This window comes from Pedobacter kyonggii, from assembly GCF_004310665.1.
GTDB classification, from domain to species: Bacteria; Bacteroidota; Bacteroidia; order Sphingobacteriales; family Sphingobacteriaceae; genus Pedobacter; species Pedobacter kyonggii.
On sequence record NZ_SIXF01000017.1, the window covers coordinates 105206 to 121202 of the forward strand.

15 protein-coding genes are annotated in these 15997 nt (G+C 38.3%); 12 read left to right on the plus strand and 3 right to left on the minus strand.

Going from position 1 to position 15997, the window contains the following annotated elements:
• The first annotated feature begins 21 nt into the window (after positions 1–21).
• The 6 genes from EYS08_RS16725 to EYS08_RS16750 all read left to right on the plus strand — a co-directional run bounded on the left by EYS08_RS16725 (position 22) and on the right by EYS08_RS16750 (position 9293).
• Positions 22–897, plus strand: coding sequence for an ROK family protein (locus EYS08_RS16725; protein WP_131031099.1), 876 nt, complete (start codon positions 22–24; stop codon positions 895–897).
• A 616-nt stretch (positions 898–1513) separates the two neighbouring features.
• Entirely contained in the window at positions 1514–2497 is a 984-nt protein-coding gene (locus EYS08_RS16730) for a basic secretory protein-like protein (protein WP_131031100.1), read from the plus strand.
• Positions 2498–2829: 332 nt separating this feature from the next.
• The gene (locus EYS08_RS16735) at positions 2830–3501 is read left to right on the plus strand and encodes a basic secretory protein-like protein (protein ID WP_131031101.1); all 672 of its coding nucleotides are present in this window, start codon (positions 2830–2832) and stop codon (positions 3499–3501) included.
• Between the two features lie 35 nt (positions 3502–3536).
• Entirely contained in the window at positions 3537–5825 is a 2289-nt protein-coding gene (locus tag EYS08_RS16740) for a GH92 family glycosyl hydrolase (RefSeq protein ID WP_131031102.1), read from the plus strand.
• A 91-nt stretch (positions 5826–5916) separates the two neighbouring features.
• On the plus strand, positions 5917–7320 hold the full coding sequence (locus EYS08_RS16745) for a 3-keto-disaccharide hydrolase (RefSeq protein WP_131031103.1): 1404 nt from the start codon (positions 5917–5919) through the stop codon (positions 7318–7320).
• Positions 7321–7331: 11 nt separating this feature from the next.
• Complete coding sequence (locus EYS08_RS16750; RefSeq protein WP_131031104.1) at positions 7332–9293, plus strand: c-type cytochrome; 1962 nt, start codon at positions 7332–7334, stop codon at positions 9291–9293.
• Between the two features lie 369 nt (positions 9294–9662).
• Here EYS08_RS16750 and EYS08_RS25800 read toward each other — a convergent pair whose 3' ends face one another.
• Positions 9663–9815, minus strand: coding sequence for a hypothetical protein (locus EYS08_RS25800; protein ID WP_165456489.1), 153 nt, complete (start codon positions 9813–9815; stop codon positions 9663–9665).
• Between the two features lie 334 nt (positions 9816–10149).
• On the opposite strand from EYS08_RS25800, the gene rpiA reads away from it, so the two are divergent.
• Positions 10150–10839 (plus strand): ribose-5-phosphate isomerase RpiA, encoded by a 690-nt coding sequence (gene rpiA / locus EYS08_RS16755; RefSeq protein ID WP_131031105.1) that lies wholly within the window; start codon positions 10150–10152, stop codon positions 10837–10839.
• Positions 10840–11178: 339 nt separating this feature from the next.
• A complete protein-coding gene (locus EYS08_RS16760; RefSeq protein ID WP_131031106.1) occupies positions 11179–11568 on the plus strand; it encodes a LiaF transmembrane domain-containing protein in 390 nt (129 codons plus the stop codon).
• A 266-nt stretch (positions 11569–11834) separates the two neighbouring features.
• Here the strand turns inward: EYS08_RS16760 and EYS08_RS16765 are convergent, their stop codons facing one another.
• Positions 11835–12821, minus strand: coding sequence for a GlxA family transcriptional regulator (locus tag EYS08_RS16765; protein WP_131031107.1), 987 nt, complete (start codon positions 12819–12821; stop codon positions 11835–11837).
• Between the two features lie 144 nt (positions 12822–12965).
• Between EYS08_RS16765 and EYS08_RS16770 the strand changes: the two genes are divergently transcribed.
• From EYS08_RS16770 to EYS08_RS16785, 4 genes are all read left to right on the plus strand, one after another.
• The gene (locus EYS08_RS16770) at positions 12966–13376 is read left to right on the plus strand and encodes a transcriptional regulator (protein ID WP_131031108.1); all 411 of its coding nucleotides are present in this window, start codon (positions 12966–12968) and stop codon (positions 13374–13376) included.
• Positions 13377–13382: 6 nt separating this feature from the next.
• Positions 13383–13796: a VOC family protein gene (locus tag EYS08_RS16775; RefSeq protein ID WP_131031109.1), complete on the plus strand. Its 414-nt coding sequence runs from the start codon at positions 13383–13385 to the stop codon at positions 13794–13796.
• Between the two features lie 2 nt (positions 13797–13798).
• Positions 13799–14176: a DoxX family protein gene (locus tag EYS08_RS16780; RefSeq protein WP_131031110.1), complete on the plus strand. Its 378-nt coding sequence runs from the start codon at positions 13799–13801 to the stop codon at positions 14174–14176.
• A 160-nt stretch (positions 14177–14336) separates the two neighbouring features.
• Positions 14337–15656 (plus strand): alpha/beta hydrolase, encoded by a 1320-nt coding sequence (locus tag EYS08_RS16785; protein ID WP_131031111.1) that lies wholly within the window; start codon positions 14337–14339, stop codon positions 15654–15656.
• 76 nt (positions 15657–15732) lie between these two features.
• Here EYS08_RS16785 and EYS08_RS16790 read toward each other — a convergent pair.
• Positions 15733–15997, minus strand: a 265-nt coding sequence (locus tag EYS08_RS16790) for an IS3 family transposase (RefSeq protein ID WP_208745862.1), incomplete at its 5' end; no start/stop codon positions are given.

A 15997-nucleotide genomic window follows, 5' to 3' on the forward strand; every position in this document is an offset into this window, starting at 1 on the left:
TAGATAACAGAAATATATAGAATGGAAAAGCCTTTTGCATTAGGTGTAGATATTGGCGGCTCGCATATTACGGCCGCATTGGTGGATTTAGAAACAAGAACTTTGGTGAAGGATTCTATCAAACGTAGCCCTGTGAATTCGCAGGAGAGTAAAGAAGTGATTTTATCGGCATGGTGCGATATCATCAATAAGGCTTTTAAAAATATTAAAAACGGTGCCCGGAATGTTGGAATTGCCATGCCAGGCCCTTTTAATTATAGTGAAGGCATTTCATTAATTAAAGATCAGGATAAGTTTAAATCACTTTACCAGATCAATGTAAAAGAAGAATTGTCGAAAAGGTTGGATATCCCTACAGAGAATATTCACTTTATAAACGATGCAGCAGGTTTTTTACAAGGCGAGGTTTTTGCCGGTGCTGCCAAAGGAAATGCCAGTGTGTTGGGTTTAACGTTGGGTACAGGACTGGGCTCATCGCTTTGTCTCGATTATAAAGCTTTTGATGCTGACCTTTGGAACTCCGAATTTTTAGACGGAATCGCTGAAGATTACTTATCTACGCGCTGGTTCGTAAAACGTTTTAATCAACTTAGTGGAAAAGCTGTAGCAGGGGTTAAAGAACTGGTAGAGATTGTAGAAACCGATCATCATGCAACCATGGTTTTTATGGAATTCGGCTATAACCTGGCGCAGTTCCTGATCCCTATTATTAAGAAACACAAAATAGATACTGTAATAGTTGGTGGTAATATTGCACAATCTTTTAGTGCTTTTGCTCCCGAGTTGATTGCAACATTAAAAGGTAACGGCATTGACACGGATATAAAAATATCTGAACTTAAAGAACATGCAGCCTTAATCGGTGCTGCAAGTTGCTGCGATCTAAGCCTTACATAAGGTCAGTTTTACCTCCTTTCCACATGGTGGCTGTCTCATAAATCATGAATTTGTTGTACAGCGGATAGTTTATTTCATAAGATGAGTATAAATGCCCTTTGAGTATTTAGCGCACAACTTAAGTTATTTTGAAGGGATTAAGTTTTGAATGATTGAATGTTTCAGGTACGATGCCCATTCTTTCATTCAAAATTTATTCAAATACAGTATTCAAAATAATATCAATGATAGCCAGCCGACAGGCATGCTCAGGCGCTCAATCCGACAGATTTGAAAGAAAATTTAATTTATGAGATGGCCTTACCTGTTTTCGCTTGGCAAGCCCTAATTTTCTGTAATATTTTTATTTCTAAATACCGCTGGGCCATTACATTGGACGTTTAATAAAAAAAATGCCTTAAAAAAACTGAATTAATTTTTGCTTATGTAGTAATATGCTTATTATTGTTTAATTAAACGTTTTAGTTTATGTTTAAAGCCATTTTTTTAATGTTTAGCTTTTAAAAAACATAGCATTTGGTTTTCATAATAACCATTAAGCGGGGGTGTTTTTTACATCGCTAATGATTTTTATTAACCCCGGCTATTATTTATCTAAATAAACCAATACAAACAAATGAATCAGAAATTTTTAATCGTTGCACTGGCTTCTTTTTTAGGGGCAAAGACTTTTGCTCAAAACCGGGGGCAACGAGAATATAAAATTACCATTAACGATAAAGATAGCGCAACAAATGCTATCGTAGATGACAAATTAAAGGCTGCTTTTTTTCAGGTTTATCCAAAATTTGCTCAGGCAGATGGATACCGTACCAAAAGAGATGTAGTATTAGATTTGGTAACGGAAGAAACACCAACAATACAGGCCAAAGCCGGAGAGATTAAAGTAAACAGTCAATGGGTTAAAAACAAATCACAAGAGAAAATCCAAAAGGAAATGTTTTCTGCACTCAAAAAAAACTGGATTTCTTACAGTAAAGAAAAACACAAAGGGTATGAATTAACATTTATCAGCAAAGATCCAAATTTAGATCCGGCTGTAAGAAAGAAGTTAATTGCTACTTATTTCGAAATCTACTCAACCCTGGTTAAAACATTTAACGATAAATCTACCCACGATGTGTTATTTGTGGTTGACACAGCTTACAAGGCAGTTGCAGAAGCAAGCGGAAATAGAATTTTATTTAGTGCTGCTTACATGAAAGCGCATCCAACCGATATTGATGTGGTAACACACGAAACCATGCACATTGTTCAGGGCTATGGCTATAGCGCTGGTCCGGTTTGGCTAACCGAAGGTATTGCCGATTATGTACGTTATAAATATGGTGTTGATAATGTAGGTTCGAAATGGAGTTTGCCAGAGTATAATGCGAAACAGAGTTATAAAAACAGTTATCGTATTACCGCAAGGTTTTTTGCATGGTTAGAGCAAAATGTAAAACCTGGCTTAATTGCTACTTTAGATCAACAATTAAGAGCGCACCGATACAGCGAGCAATCCTGGGCCGCCCTAACAGGGAAAACTGTCGATCAGCTTTGGGAAGACTACAGTAAAGGACCCGAAAAAGTAAGCCTTACTTATAGCAGTAAAAAATAATTAAAGAGAAGTCAAGTTTTGAATAGCACACTTGCTATAAAACTTGACTTCTCTTTAGGAGGGAGGGGCATTATAAAAAAGATTTATATAGAACAGTCGTCATCTCCACTGAAGCGAAATGGAGAGATCTATCTAGATTTTGCCCCGCTGAGCCTTCGGGTTCTCGACTCCGTTACACTGCGCTCGAAATGATGATCCTCTGTTTTGTGAAATAATCATCACCAGAGTAAAATTTTTGATCATTTACTAAATCGTTTTACATATTATATTTATTTTGCAGAACTAAACAGGCTAACCAAAGTAAAAATCCATTACAATAAAAATATAATCAGATGAAAAAAATACTTACTTTTTCGATCTTCGTAATGCTTATTTCGGCTTTTTCAGCTCATTTAAAAGCACAGGAAATCACAAAGAAAAGTGGTTATACCTTATCGTTCGAGAGCAATTTTAAGGAATTAGACCCTCAATTGAAGAAACGGTTAATCAAAACTTTTTTCGAAGTTTACCCAAAACTGGCCAAAGCGTATAATCCATCAACCGTAAAAGAAGTGAAATTTTTTGTAGATACAGCTTACAAAGGCGTGGCGGCAACTGCTGATGGCAAAGTAACCTTCAGTTCGGTCTGGATGGAAAAACATCCTGAAGATATTGATGTGGTAACCCACGAGGTAATGCACATTGTACAGGATTACGGCCGGAGCGTTGGCCCAGGCTGGTTAACAGAAGGTATTGCCGATTATGCCCGCTATAAATTTGGCGTAGATAATGAAGGTGCCAAATGGTCGCTACCTGCTTTAAAGCCAGAACATAGTTATAAAAATAGCTACCGCATTACTGCAGGTTTTTTTGCCTGGATGGAGAAAAGTGTAAAACCGGGTATTATTAAAACCGTTGATGCATCTTTAAGAGACCACACTTATACCAAAGATATCTGGACAAAATTAACAGGTAAAGATTTAGATGCACTTTGGGCAGATTACGTTAAAAATTCGGAAGTTTAAAATAAATACAAGCATATAAAACACAAACACAACAAATGAAAAGATTATTTATCGCTTTATTGAGTGTTGCGGCGTCAACCAGCTTCGCACAAACAATAGGCAAAATTACAGATCCGGTAGATTGGATAAACCCTTTAATGGGAACGGCATCCAAGCCGTCACTATCTAACGGAAACACCTACCCGGCAATTGGTTTGCCTTGGGGAATGAACATGTGGACACCACAAACTGGTAAAAATGGCGATGGATGGGCTTATGTTTACGATGCCGACAAAATCCGTGGCTTTAAACAAACACATCAGCCTTCACCCTGGATGAACGATTACGGCGCTTTTTCTATTATGCCCGTTACTGGCAAATTAAAATTCACAGATGATGACCGTGCTAGTTGGTTCAGCCATAAAGCAGAGGTTTCTAAGCCATATTATTACAGCGTTTATTTAGCAGATGCTGATGTAACCACCGAAATTACCCCAACAGAGCGTGCTGCTCAGTTCAGGTTTACTTTTCCTAAAACGGATAGTGCTTATGTGGTAGTAGATGCGCAGAATAAAGGCTCTTACATTAAAATTATACCTGCAGAAAGAAAAATTATCGGTTATACCACTAAATATGCCCGTGGTCCACTGCCTAAAAATTTCAAAAATTACTTTGTAATCTATTTTAACAAAGATTTCAAATTGGCTAAAACCTGGGATGATAAAAAACTTAACGATAAAGATTTGGAATTAACTGTAGATCATGCTGGTGCTGTTATTGGTTTCGCTACACAAAAAGGCGAACAGGTAATTGCAAAGGTTGCCTCTTCATTTATCAGTTTTGAGCAGGCCGATTTAAATCTAAAAAGAGAATTGGCTAACGATGGTTTCGATGCCACAAAAGCAAAAGGTAGAGCAACCTGGAACAAAACATTAAGTAAAATTGCTGTTGAAGGTGGTACGATTGATCAAACCCGTACTTTCTATTCAGCAATGTACCGTACCTTATTCTTCCCCAATAAATTATATGAGATTGATGCACAAAACCAGATTGTACACTGGAGTCCTTACAACGGACAGGTTTTACCAGGATACATGTTCGCTGGTACAGGTTTCTGGGACACTTTTAGGGCATTATATCCTTTCTTAAACCTGGTTTATCCTTCAATCAACAAGGAAATGCAACAAGGCTTAATCAACGATTACAAAGAAGGCGGTTGGTTGCCTGAATGGAGCAGCCCGGGTTATGCAAACATTATGGTGGGTAACAACTCTGCTTCGGTAGTTTCTGATGCTTATATTAAAGGTATGCGTGGTTACGATATCGAAACGTTATGGCAGGCTTTAAAACATGGCGCAAACAATGAAGGACCTATGGAAGCCGTTGGCCGCGATGGTGTTAAGTATTACAACGAATTGGGTTATGTGCCGTTCGATGTGAAAAAGAATGAAAATGCAGCTAAAACATTAGAATATTCTTATGATGATTTTACCATTTATCAGTTGGGAAGAGCTTTAGGTAAACCGGCTTCGGAGATCGATATCTATAAGAAAAGAGCTATGAACTATAAGAATCTGTTCGATCCGGCTTCGGGTTTAATGCGTGGTAAAAATCAGGATGGAACGTTCCAAAGTCCATTTAGTCCATTTAAATGGGGCGGTGCATTTACCGAAGGTAACAGCTGGCACTATACCTGGTCTGTTTTTCAGGATGTTGATGGCTTAGCCAAATTAATGGGTGGCCATAGTAAATTTGTAACCAAACTGGATTCTGTTTTCTCAATGCCTCCAGTATTTGATGAGAGTGCCTACGGTGGTGTAATTCATGAAATCAGAGAAATGCAGATTGCAAACATGGGCCAATATGCACATGGTAACCAACCGATCCAGCACATGATTTACCTGTATAACTACGGTGGTGCGCCTTATAAAACACAATATTGGGTAAGAGAAACAATGAACAGAATGTACAAACCTACTCCTGATGGATATTGCGGTGACGAAGATAACGGGCAAACTTCTGCCTGGTATGTTTTCTCGGCAATGGGCTTCTATCCGGTAACACCAGCGGTTGATCAGTATGTTTTAGGTGCTCCTTTGTTTAAAAAGATAACGGTTACTTTAGAAAATGGTAAAACTGTTGTGATTAATGCCCCGGCCAATAGCGATAACAACCGCTATGTCCAATCATTGCAGATGAATGGTAAGCCATATTCTAAAAATTGGATCAGCCACAGTGGTTTGCAAAAAGGTGGAGTGTTGAATTTCAATATGTCAGCAACCCCTAATAAAACAAGAGGTTCAAATCCAGCTGATTTCCCTTATTCATTATCGACAGAAAAATAGAAAAAAATAATTATCCATCGGGTAAGGCAATTTATCCGATGGATTTTAAACAAAATATCTAGCTTTAGGCTAAAACTAACAAACCAAGTATATGAACATCTCAAAGACGGGTTTTACAGCCATTTTCTGGCTTTGCGGAACCCTGTTGGCATTTGGCCAGCGTATTGATCTCAAAGATCTTTCAGCCTTTAAAAACCCTTCAAATTCATGGTCACTCGCCCAAAATGTGGTGGCCGATCTAAACACCGAAAATGTTTTAAAAATAACTAAAGGTGAAGGGATATTGATTAATCAATCTACAGCAAAAAAAGCGGGTTCTGATTTATACACCATAAACGAATACGGTGATGTAGCAATAGAATTAGATTATTTAACTGCAAAAGGAACAAATTCTGGTATTTACCTGCAAGGTAACTACGAAATTCAGATTGACGATGCATGGGGGCTGAAAAACCCAAGTTCATCAAACAACGGTGGCATTTACCAACGTTGGGATGACAGCAAACCTGAAGCCGAAAAAGGCTTTGGAGGTGTTGCTCCACGTCAAAATGCAAGTAAAGCGCCAGGTTTATGGCAGCACATTAAAATTATCTTCCAGGCACCAAAATTTGATGCATCAGGAAAGAAAACACAAAATGCTAAAATTATCAGTGCAGAACTAAACGGTGTACTGATTCACGAGAATGTTGAGCTATTTGGTGCAACCAGAGGAGCAGCTGGAGCTGAAAAAGCAAAGGGACCTTTGCGTTTACAGGGCGATCACGGTTCGGTAGCGTTTAGAAATATCCAGATTAACGAATTATCAGAAATTCCAAAACCAAACCAAAATGGTGGGGCAGATCCAATTTACATTGAAGCGGCAAGCAACAACATGATCAGAAGTTTTGTTGATGTTGCGCCAAGAGTACGCTCGGTACATGCTATTTCGGTAGGTGGACCTGAAAAAGTTGCTTACAGCTATGATTTAGATAATGGTACATTATTACAGGGATGGCATGGCGATTTTATCGATGCTACACCAATGTGGGATGGCCGTGGAAACGGAACTTCGCGGGCTATGGGAAGTGTTACCCGTTTTACTAAAAAACCCGTTTTGGCCATTGCAAAATTAGCGAAAGATCAGGCTAAATGGATTGCTGATACCGCTGGTACTGGTTTCAGAACCAAAGGTTATGTTATGGATAAACAAGACCGTCCGGAGTTTAAGTACATCATTAATGGAACAAATGTTACCGATGCCATTAAGGTGATGGAAAATGGACAAGGTTTAACGAGAGAGATTGCTGTTGATAAACCATCAAAAGATTTATATTTCCTATTGGCAACAGGTTCTGATATAGAAGAAGTAGCCAAAGGTTTATACCTGATTGATGATAAATCTTACTATATCCAACTTGCTGATGGAACTGCTAAACCAGTAATCAGAGATGTTGATGGCAAGAAAGAAGTTATCGTAGCTATTGGAACTAAGTTAAATTATACCATTTTGTTTTAATTGGAATGACAATGAGAAATACATTTAAAAAATTAGCAATACTGGCATTAAGTTTTAGCTTTACTACAGTTTTTGCACAAGAAACACCGAAAGAAGAAGATTTTTTCAAGATAAATAAAGTACGCGTACCCGAAGGCCCCATTTTAGAAGTTGGGGGTCTGATTACTTTGCCAAATGGCGATTTAGGTATTTCTACCCGTAGGGGAGAAGTGTACATTGTAGAAAACCCTACAAGTGCCAAACCTTACTGGCGAAGGTTTGCTTATGGTTTGCACGAAATTTTGGGCATCGCCTATAAAAATGGTGCATTTTATGTGGCACAGCGCGGTGAGTTGACCAAACTGGTTGATAAGGATCAGGATGGCAAAGCCGATGTGTACGAAACCATTTATGCGTGGCCTTTAAGCGGTCATTACCACGAATATAGTTTTGGACCCAAATTAATGCCTGATGGTACTTTTATGGTTACCGGAAACGTGGCCTTTGGCGATGAAGAATGGTGGAGAGCAGAAAGCCGTGTGCCGATGCGTGGTTGGGCCATGAACATTACCGAAGATGGTAAAATGAGTCCTTATGCTGCGGGTTTCCGTTCGCCAGCTGGGATCGGTACTATTGATGGACAGTTTTATTATACCGAAAACCAGGGCGACTGGGTCGGTTCAGGTGGTTTATGGAAAGTAAATAAAGGTGATTTTATGGGGCATCCAGCCAGTTTAAGATGGACCAACTTACCTAACTCTCCGGTTAAACTGCAGTCAGATTTCTTTTACTCGCAAATAGACGAGCGTAGAACCAAAAACGAACAAGGAAGATACATTAAACCAGAAAATAGGGTAAACGAAACATTCAAAACTTTATTCGAAATGAAGAAAGTATTCCCTGAATTACGTTTGCCATCGGTTTGGTTGCCTTATGGTATTTTGGGCATCTCTTCCGCAGAACCTGTTAAAATTCCCGCAAACACATTCGGCCCCTTCGCTGGTCAGATTTTAGTTGGCGATCAGGGAATGAGTATTATTTCGAGGATTTTTATGGAAACGGTGAAAGGTGAGGAACAAGGCGCTGCCTTCCTTTTCCGTAAAGGTTTCCGTTCTGGTGTATTGAGGTTAGAGTGGGGTACCGATGGTTCATTATTTGTTGGTGAAACCAACCGCGGTTGGGGATCGGCAGGAGATGCCAATGAAGGCTTAGAAAGATTGGTGTATAATAATAAAACCCCTTTCGAAATGAAAGCCGTTAGGGCAATGCCTGATGGTTTTGAAGTGGAGTTTACTATGCCTGTTGATCGTAAATCGGCTGAAGATTTAGCTTCATATGATGCAGAAAGCTTTATTTACAAATATCACCCTGTGTATGGTTCGCCACCTGTAAATACTGAGAAACTAAAAATCTCTGGGGTTAAAGTTTCGGCAGATGGTTTAAAAGCCAGGATTATTGTGCAGAACCTTCGTCAATATTATATACATACCTTAACATTAGATGGTTTAAGATCTCAAGATGGTTTTTATTCTTTAGTTCATCCGGTAGCTTATTATACCTTGAACCAGATTCCCGATGGAAATAAACTTTCTACCAGTGAAGTAAGTACCAAAAACTCGGCGGCACCGGTAAATGCTCCTGCTAAGAAAGCAACTGCACCAAAGGCAACAACCGGGAAAGCGCCTCAGTCAAAAGCAACAGCAATTCCGGCTAAGCCTGCTGCTACAGCTAAGGCACCCACCTTTAAAGAAGTTGAGGGATTGTTAACTAAAAACACTTGCCTGGCCTGCCACAATCAAACAAAAAGGCAAATTGGCCCGCCATTCGTAGAAATTGCAAAACGTAAGTATTCAGCAGAGAAAATATTTCAGTTGATCCACAATCCACAACCACAAAATTGGCCGGGTTACTCAACAGAAATGCCGCCAATGCCGCAGGTAACCAAAGCTGAAGCTTTAAAAATTGCCAACTGGATCAATTCTTTAAACAAATAAGTTAGTTATTATAGTTGTTAGGAACGGTTAGTAGAAATGCTAGCCGTTTTTTTGTTATAAAAGAAATGGGGATTCCACTATTGCAGAATCCCCATCATCTAAATTAACGCTCTCAGATATATAAACGCTATAAATAAGATTTATTGTATTGTGCGTAAAATTTTTCTGCCATGATTTGTGTGGAGTATTTCAGTCGTTGCGGGTTGTCGTCTTTTCGATCCGATAGCTATTGAATGAAGCACAGCGAAATGGAGAAAATCTACAAGTTAAGCCCGTCACCCTGAATTTATTTCAGGGTCTATCAAATGAAAAGATCCTTCGACTACGCTACCATTGACGTTATTTTGCAAACCGCTATTAATCAGTTTTTTAATCGATTTTGATTTTCCATCCAGCTAGGCCATAGCACTGTATTCCCGTTCTACTTAAATCCGGCCTAACAAATTTTTCGGGCTGCACTGTTCTGGCTGTACAACTGACTTCAAAAGAAAAATTTTCAGCCGGCATTTTTTGTTTTTTCATGGATTTTTATGTTTTCAACGGCATTCAAGCTAGCTGTGCTGGTCTTTTTGATGTCAAAAAGAAAGAGCCCTTCGGCGGCGGCGAGCCGAGGCAAGACCTTGCCTTAGGGCAAAAGAAATCAATTAAACGTCACTCATATAGATTTATATAATAAATTATCCCTCAGGGTGACATAGTGTATGGGAAAAAGAAATGGGGATTCCACTATTGCAGAATCCCCATCATCTAAATTAACGCTCTCATATACATAAACGCTATAAAAACGATTTATTGCATTAGCAGTAATTTTTTTTTCGTTTTTGCGATGTTTATCATTTAAACCTATTTTTACTTTATGGCTACTTTAGATAAAACTCAACAAGATGCAGAAAAACTAGCAGCTGCCCTGGCTGCAGTAAAATTTGTTAAAGATGGTGATATAGTAGGCTTGGGTACGGGATCTACCACGACCTTTGCCATTAAAGAGTTAGGTAAACGTGTAAAAGAAGGGCTTAATATAAAGGCTGCCGCAAGTTCCATCCGAACAGAAGAACTCGCTAAATCTCTGGGCATCAAGATTCTTGATCTCGGGCGTTTAAGCAAAATTGATATCAGTATCGATGGTGCCGACGAATTTACAGAATCACTTGATTTGATTAAGGGCGGAGGCGGAGCACTGTTTAGAGAAAAGATAATTGCTTCACTGAGTAAAAATGCCATAATCATTACCGATGCTTCAAAAAAGGTTAAAAAATTGGGTGCTTTCACTGTTCCTGTCGAAGTAATTCCATTGGCCTATCAATATGTGTTCGATCAGATTAATCAGTTTGGTGGAAAGGGTATATTGAGGTCTGTAGATAACAAAACATTTATTACCGATAATGGTAACCTGATTATCGACGCCGATTTTGGCCTCATTGATGATCCTGCAAAATTATCTGTTAAGCTGAACCAGATTAACGGATTATTGGCTCATGGATTATTTATTAACATCACTTCAAAAGTAATTATGAGTGAAGGAACGAATATTATCATTTTTGAATGATGATAGTTCACTGGTTCATTAGTCATTGGTTCATTTGTGCCCCTCATTGTGTCATTGATAAAAAGAATGATAAAGAAATCTTAAGATTTACTCTTATGAACTTAATCTCTTAATGGTAAGCAATATTAAGCATTAAGGAGTTAAGCTCGATTCCGTGTTTTTAGTGTTTCCGTGGCAAAATTGATAATTTCACCGATAATTTCTCCTTTTCTCAAATCCCCACATAATTTTTTTACCGACAGTTTTATTTCACTCACCGATAAAACATCGCCACTAAGGGAAAAGCCATTCTCCAGCATTCGTATTCATGATACATTTGAATTATAAAAACAAACAGTCATGGAAAATTTAATCAAAAAAAATCACGCAGATAAACAATTTGGTTTAGGTGTTTTAATCATAGCAATCGGTTCGGTGTTCTTGTTAAGAAACTCAGGAATAGATGTTCCACACTGGATATTGAAATGGCACACCATCATGTTAGGTGTAGGTTTGTGGATGGGTTACCGCAAAAACTTCCAGGGCAGCAGCTGGTTAGCTTTAACGATAATAGGTGGTTTATTTACCCTTAAAGCGATAAGCATTTTTGATTTCGACCTATCAAGAATCAGTACAGCTTTAATATTAATCGGATTAGGATTGTATGTAATTCTAAAACCGAAAAAAGTGCAAAATTTCGATCAGTATTTTGAAAAGAAACCAGTTGATTTTACTGATAAAGAAAGCTAAAATTCGTAACTCCATCATATATCTTAAAAAGGGACATTTTTTAACAATGTCCCTTTTTTGTGCTTAATAGCATAGGGCACGGAGTTTCGAGTTTCGATCGCTATGGGCTCTACTCCATGAACTTTGCCCTCTGATAAAAAGAAACGGGGATTCCACCCTTAGGCAGTATCCCCGTCATCTAAATTAACGCTCTCACATACATAAACGCTGTAAATAGAATATATTGTGTGCAGCTTAATTTTTTTTATTTTTTTTCTATAAATGAGTTAAACCTGCAAAACAGGTACAGCTTTATGGTATTTGTTCCGGTACTCAATCGGTGTTAAACCGGTAATTTTTTTGAAAACATCTCTAAACGATTTTGTGTCTGTGTAACCTACATCAAACATTACCTCAGTTATGTTTTTTCTGCTCGATTCGAAACTCCGCTTGGCAGCTTCAATTTTAACCCTTTGAATGTACTCGATTACTGTATTTTTGGTCGCACTTTTAAATCTCCGTTCAAAACTTCTTCTACCCAACGCCAGCATATCAGCCAGTTGATCTACCGTAATCCGGTCCTGGTAATTGCCATCAATAAATTCCTGCGCCTTTTTAATTTTTGCATCTTCATGCCCCTTCTGCCCTTGAAACATCATAAATGCCAACTGACTCTCGCGATCGATATCAATAGCGAAGTATTTTGCCGCTAAAATGGCAGTATCTCTATCTGTATGTTTTTCAACCAGGTATAAAAGTAAGTTCCAGTAAGAGTTTGCACCACCGCTAGAGTATAAACCCTGAGCATCGGTAATAATACTCCCATCAACCAGCTCTACTTCAGGAAACATCTCTCTAAACTGGTTGGCAAACAGCCAATGTGTAGAACATTTCCGCCCATCTAACAAACCGGTTGCAGCCAGTAAAAATGCACCCATACATAGCGAAGCTACTTCTGCACCTTTTGCATGATGTTTTATAATCCACGGCAGTAAATCCTGGTTAGCTTCCATCGCATAACCTATATTGCCGCTAATGGCTGGTACAAATATAAGGTCGGTATGTTCAACTTCATGTAGCAATTTATCAGCATGCACCGAAAAAAGGCTGTTGTTCAACCTCACCTCTTTCGTCATCCCTATAAGCTCAACTTTAAAAAGTGGGAGTTTGCCCGATGCCTGTAAAAATTCGTTAACAGCGGTAAACAGATAGCGGGGATCTGCAATGGCTTCAATCACGGCAGTCTCTGGAATTAAGATAGATACATGTTTCATAATCCAAATATAATGAGGCTATCTGTCGTAAACAACCCCCGCAATTGTCGTTTCTACATGTTTAGCTTGTTAATTTCTGCCCGTATGTTTGTGTTGTTAATCGTTTACAGTTAATTCTTTAAAGCGGTAATGCCGATAATGACAATGGAAGAGTATATTTTAAATGAGGATATTAAGGTGATGTGCATTACTGCGGAATCTTTCCCCAACGGCGTTTTAGCGGCCCACCAAAAACTTCATGCCCTGTTTCCACTTGATAAGCAACGCAGGTATTTTGGAATAAGCAGGCCTAACAAAAAGCGGGAGATTGTTTATAAGGCTGCCGTTGAAGAAATAGCAGATGGCGAAGCTGAGAAATTTGGTATTGAAACCTTTACTATAAAAAAAGGAACATTTATTAGCGAACTGGTTCCCGATTTTATGAAAGATGTTAGCCAAATAGGAAAAATCTTCGAAAAACTGCTCAATCAGCCTAACATCGATCCAAACGGCTATTGTCTCGAAATGTATATTAATGAAACCGATGTGCGCTTAATGGTAGACATCAAAAAATAAAACCAATTGGCAAGTATAAATTCATATCTCACTTTTAACGGCAACTGCCGTGAAGCAATGACATTTTATCAGGATTGTTTGGGAGGAGAATTGACCTTCGAAACCATCGGAGAATCGGTTATTGTTGATAAAATGCCCAATATTATGAAGCGGAGTATTATGCGCGCTATTTTGGCTAAAGATGATTTAGTGATTATGGCAACAGATATGGTAGAAGAACGTGGGTTAATTAAGGGAAATTCGATTTCTATGATGCTGAATTGTAATTCGGAAGAAGAGGCCCAGACTTTTTACCGTAAACTTTCAGCAGGAGGAAAGGCCTCGCATCCGTTACAGGAAACATTATGGGGAGCACTTTTTGGTGATTTAACAGATCGCTTTGGGAATAATTGGTTAATAAATTACGATAAAAACAGATAAATATGAAGAAGCTAAAAACATGGTATTCGATTACCACCATTATTTTTGCATTAATGATGATTATGGATGGCGTTGGCGGAATTACTCAACAGGAAGCAGGACAAGAAGTGCTTAAACACCTCGGTTATCCGATGTATCTGCTCATTATTGTTGGCATTGCAAAACTGCTTGGAGCGGCATCCATCCTTCAAAATAAATTTATTGCCATTAAAGAATGGGCATACGCGGGTTTTGCGATTAATTTTATTGGTGCCTTTGCCTCCAGGGCATTTGTTGGCGATGGCATATCACTTTTAATCCCCCCACTTATTGCCCTGGTGATTATGTTTATCCCGTATATTTTATGGAAGAAACTGGCGTTAAATGTTAAAATTAGTTAAAACTAAACGGCTAGTTTAGTTAGCGGCTTTTCAGAACCAAATATTGTTAACTTTGGGTATTGTAAACAACCAAACACAATACATGATACCATCATGATTTTTTAGATCCAGAAAAGGATAAATCATGAAATCTCATTACCATTAAAACAAAAATATACGGATGAAAAAGAGCCTTTTATTCATAATTGCTTTATTATTTACAACCACTGCATTTTCTCAAAATGTGGTCCAGCTCTTCAATGGTGCAAACGACTTTTTTAAACTTTTGCAAGAAGAGAAGTTTAAAGATGCCCATGCTTTCTTTGATGATACTTTAAAAACGAAATTAACGGAAGAAAATTTAAAGAAACTTTGGGGAGATATTGGAACAAAATATGGAAAGGCAGAATCGTTAGACGCCATTCAAAGTAAAGCTCAGGGCGAGTTTTTTGCAGTAACGGTAGAAGGTAAATTTGCCAACGGTGATCAAAACTTTATTTTAGGTTTTAATAAACTACAGAAAATCGTCGGAATTTTCCTCGCGCCGTCTCGAAAGGCAGCCGCTTATTTAAAACCAACCTATGTTGATACCAGTTTATATAAAGAAAAATCGGTATACATTGGTCCGGCAGGAAAACAATTGGCAGCCATTATCACCATGCCAAAAAATACTAAAAATTTCCCTGTAGTGGTTTTTGTACACGGCTCTGGTCCGGCCGATATGGATGAAACAGTTGGTGCGAATAAACCCTTTAAAGATTTGGCTGGTGGTTTAGCCGCTAAGGGAATTGCTTCTGTTCGTTATGTAAAACGAACCTTAATCTACCCGAATGAATTTAATAAAGCATTTACAGTAAAAGAAGAAGTGCTGGATGATGCAACTGCAGCTATTGCACTCGCAAAAACTGTTGTTGGCGCTAATCCTAAAGCTGTTTATGTATTCGGCCATAGTTTAGGCGGAATGCTGGCACCTAAAATGGCTGCCATAACACCTGATTTAGCGGGGATTATTTTGGCAGCAGCACCTGCCAGAAAACTAACGGATATTATTGTTGATCAGAATAAGTATATGTTCGATCAGGCTAACGATACAACAGCTGCCTTTAAAAAGCAACTGGCAGATGCTTACGTTGAAATTGATAAAAGTAGAATTTCGCAGTTAGGAACTACCATAAAGCCTGATTCTTTAATTTTAGGACTGCCTGCGAAATATTGGACAGATTTAAATACCTACAATCAGGTTGCGGTAGCAAAAAGCCTTTCGAAACCTAAAATATACGTATTGCAGGGCGGTAATGATTTTCAGGTGGGTAAAGTAGATTTTGATTTATGGAATGCTGCTTTGAGTAAAAAGAAAAATGTGGTTCTTAAATTTTACCCAGATTTAAACCACCTGTTAAGTTCTCAAACAGAAAAAGGTACAATGGCCCAATATCAAGCAGCGGTAAGTGTGTCTGAAACTTTAGTTAACGATATTGCCTCATGGATTAAGGCGAAATAATATAAAATCACATAATCGATAAAGAAAAAGCTCCGACAAAAATGGTGTGACCCCAAAAAGTTGGACAGATTCAAAATTAAGTTTTTTGTACGAGAGCTCGGTATTCCACCGGGCTCTTTCCATTTAACCTGTTTTTTATTCTTTTATTGTTGTAGTAATGAATATATTCTTTTAACGAAGTGATAAATTCTTCTGCAGTTTCAAAGCTCTCTCTGTACAGCAATTCTGTCTTCATAATACCAAAAAAGCTTTCGGCCAAGGCGTTATCTAAGCAATTTCCTTTTCTGGACATGCTTTGGATAATTCCATTTTTTTCCAGAGCCTTTCTATATCCGTAATGT

Excerpts from the sequence above, each read along its gene's own strand:
- rpiA (WP_131031105.1), top strand. The coding sequence starts at position 10,150 with ATGGCTACTTTAGATAAAACTCAACAAGATGCAGAAAAACTAGCAGCT.
- EYS08_RS16770 (WP_131031108.1), top strand. The coding sequence starts at position 12,966 with ATGGAAGAGTATATTTTAAATGAGGATATTAAGGTGATGTGCATTACT.
- EYS08_RS16750 (WP_131031104.1), top strand. The coding sequence starts at position 7,332 with ATGAGAAATACATTTAAAAAATTAGCAATACTGGCATTAAGTTTTAGC.
- EYS08_RS25800 (WP_165456489.1), bottom strand. The coding sequence starts at position 9,815 with ATGAAAAAACAAAAAATGCCGGCTGAAAATTTTTCTTTTGAAGTCAGT.
- EYS08_RS16735 (WP_131031101.1), top strand. The coding sequence starts at position 2,830 with ATGAAAAAAATACTTACTTTTTCGATCTTCGTAATGCTTATTTCGGCT.
- EYS08_RS16760 (WP_131031106.1), top strand. The coding sequence starts at position 11,179 with ATGGAAAATTTAATCAAAAAAAATCACGCAGATAAACAATTTGGTTTA.
- EYS08_RS16765 (WP_131031107.1), bottom strand. The coding sequence starts at position 12,821 with ATGAAACATGTATCTATCTTAATTCCAGAGACTGCCGTGATTGAAGCC.
- EYS08_RS16730 (WP_131031100.1), top strand. The coding sequence starts at position 1,514 with ATGAATCAGAAATTTTTAATCGTTGCACTGGCTTCTTTTTTAGGGGCA.
- EYS08_RS16725 (WP_131031099.1), top strand. The coding sequence starts at position 22 with ATGGAAAAGCCTTTTGCATTAGGTGTAGATATTGGCGGCTCGCATATT.
- EYS08_RS16780 (WP_131031110.1), top strand. The coding sequence starts at position 13,799 with ATGAAGAAGCTAAAAACATGGTATTCGATTACCACCATTATTTTTGCA.
- EYS08_RS16740 (WP_131031102.1), top strand. The coding sequence starts at position 3,537 with ATGAAAAGATTATTTATCGCTTTATTGAGTGTTGCGGCGTCAACCAGC.
- EYS08_RS16785 (WP_131031111.1), top strand. The coding sequence starts at position 14,337 with ATGAAAAAGAGCCTTTTATTCATAATTGCTTTATTATTTACAACCACT.
- EYS08_RS16745 (WP_131031103.1), top strand. The coding sequence starts at position 5,917 with ATGAACATCTCAAAGACGGGTTTTACAGCCATTTTCTGGCTTTGCGGA.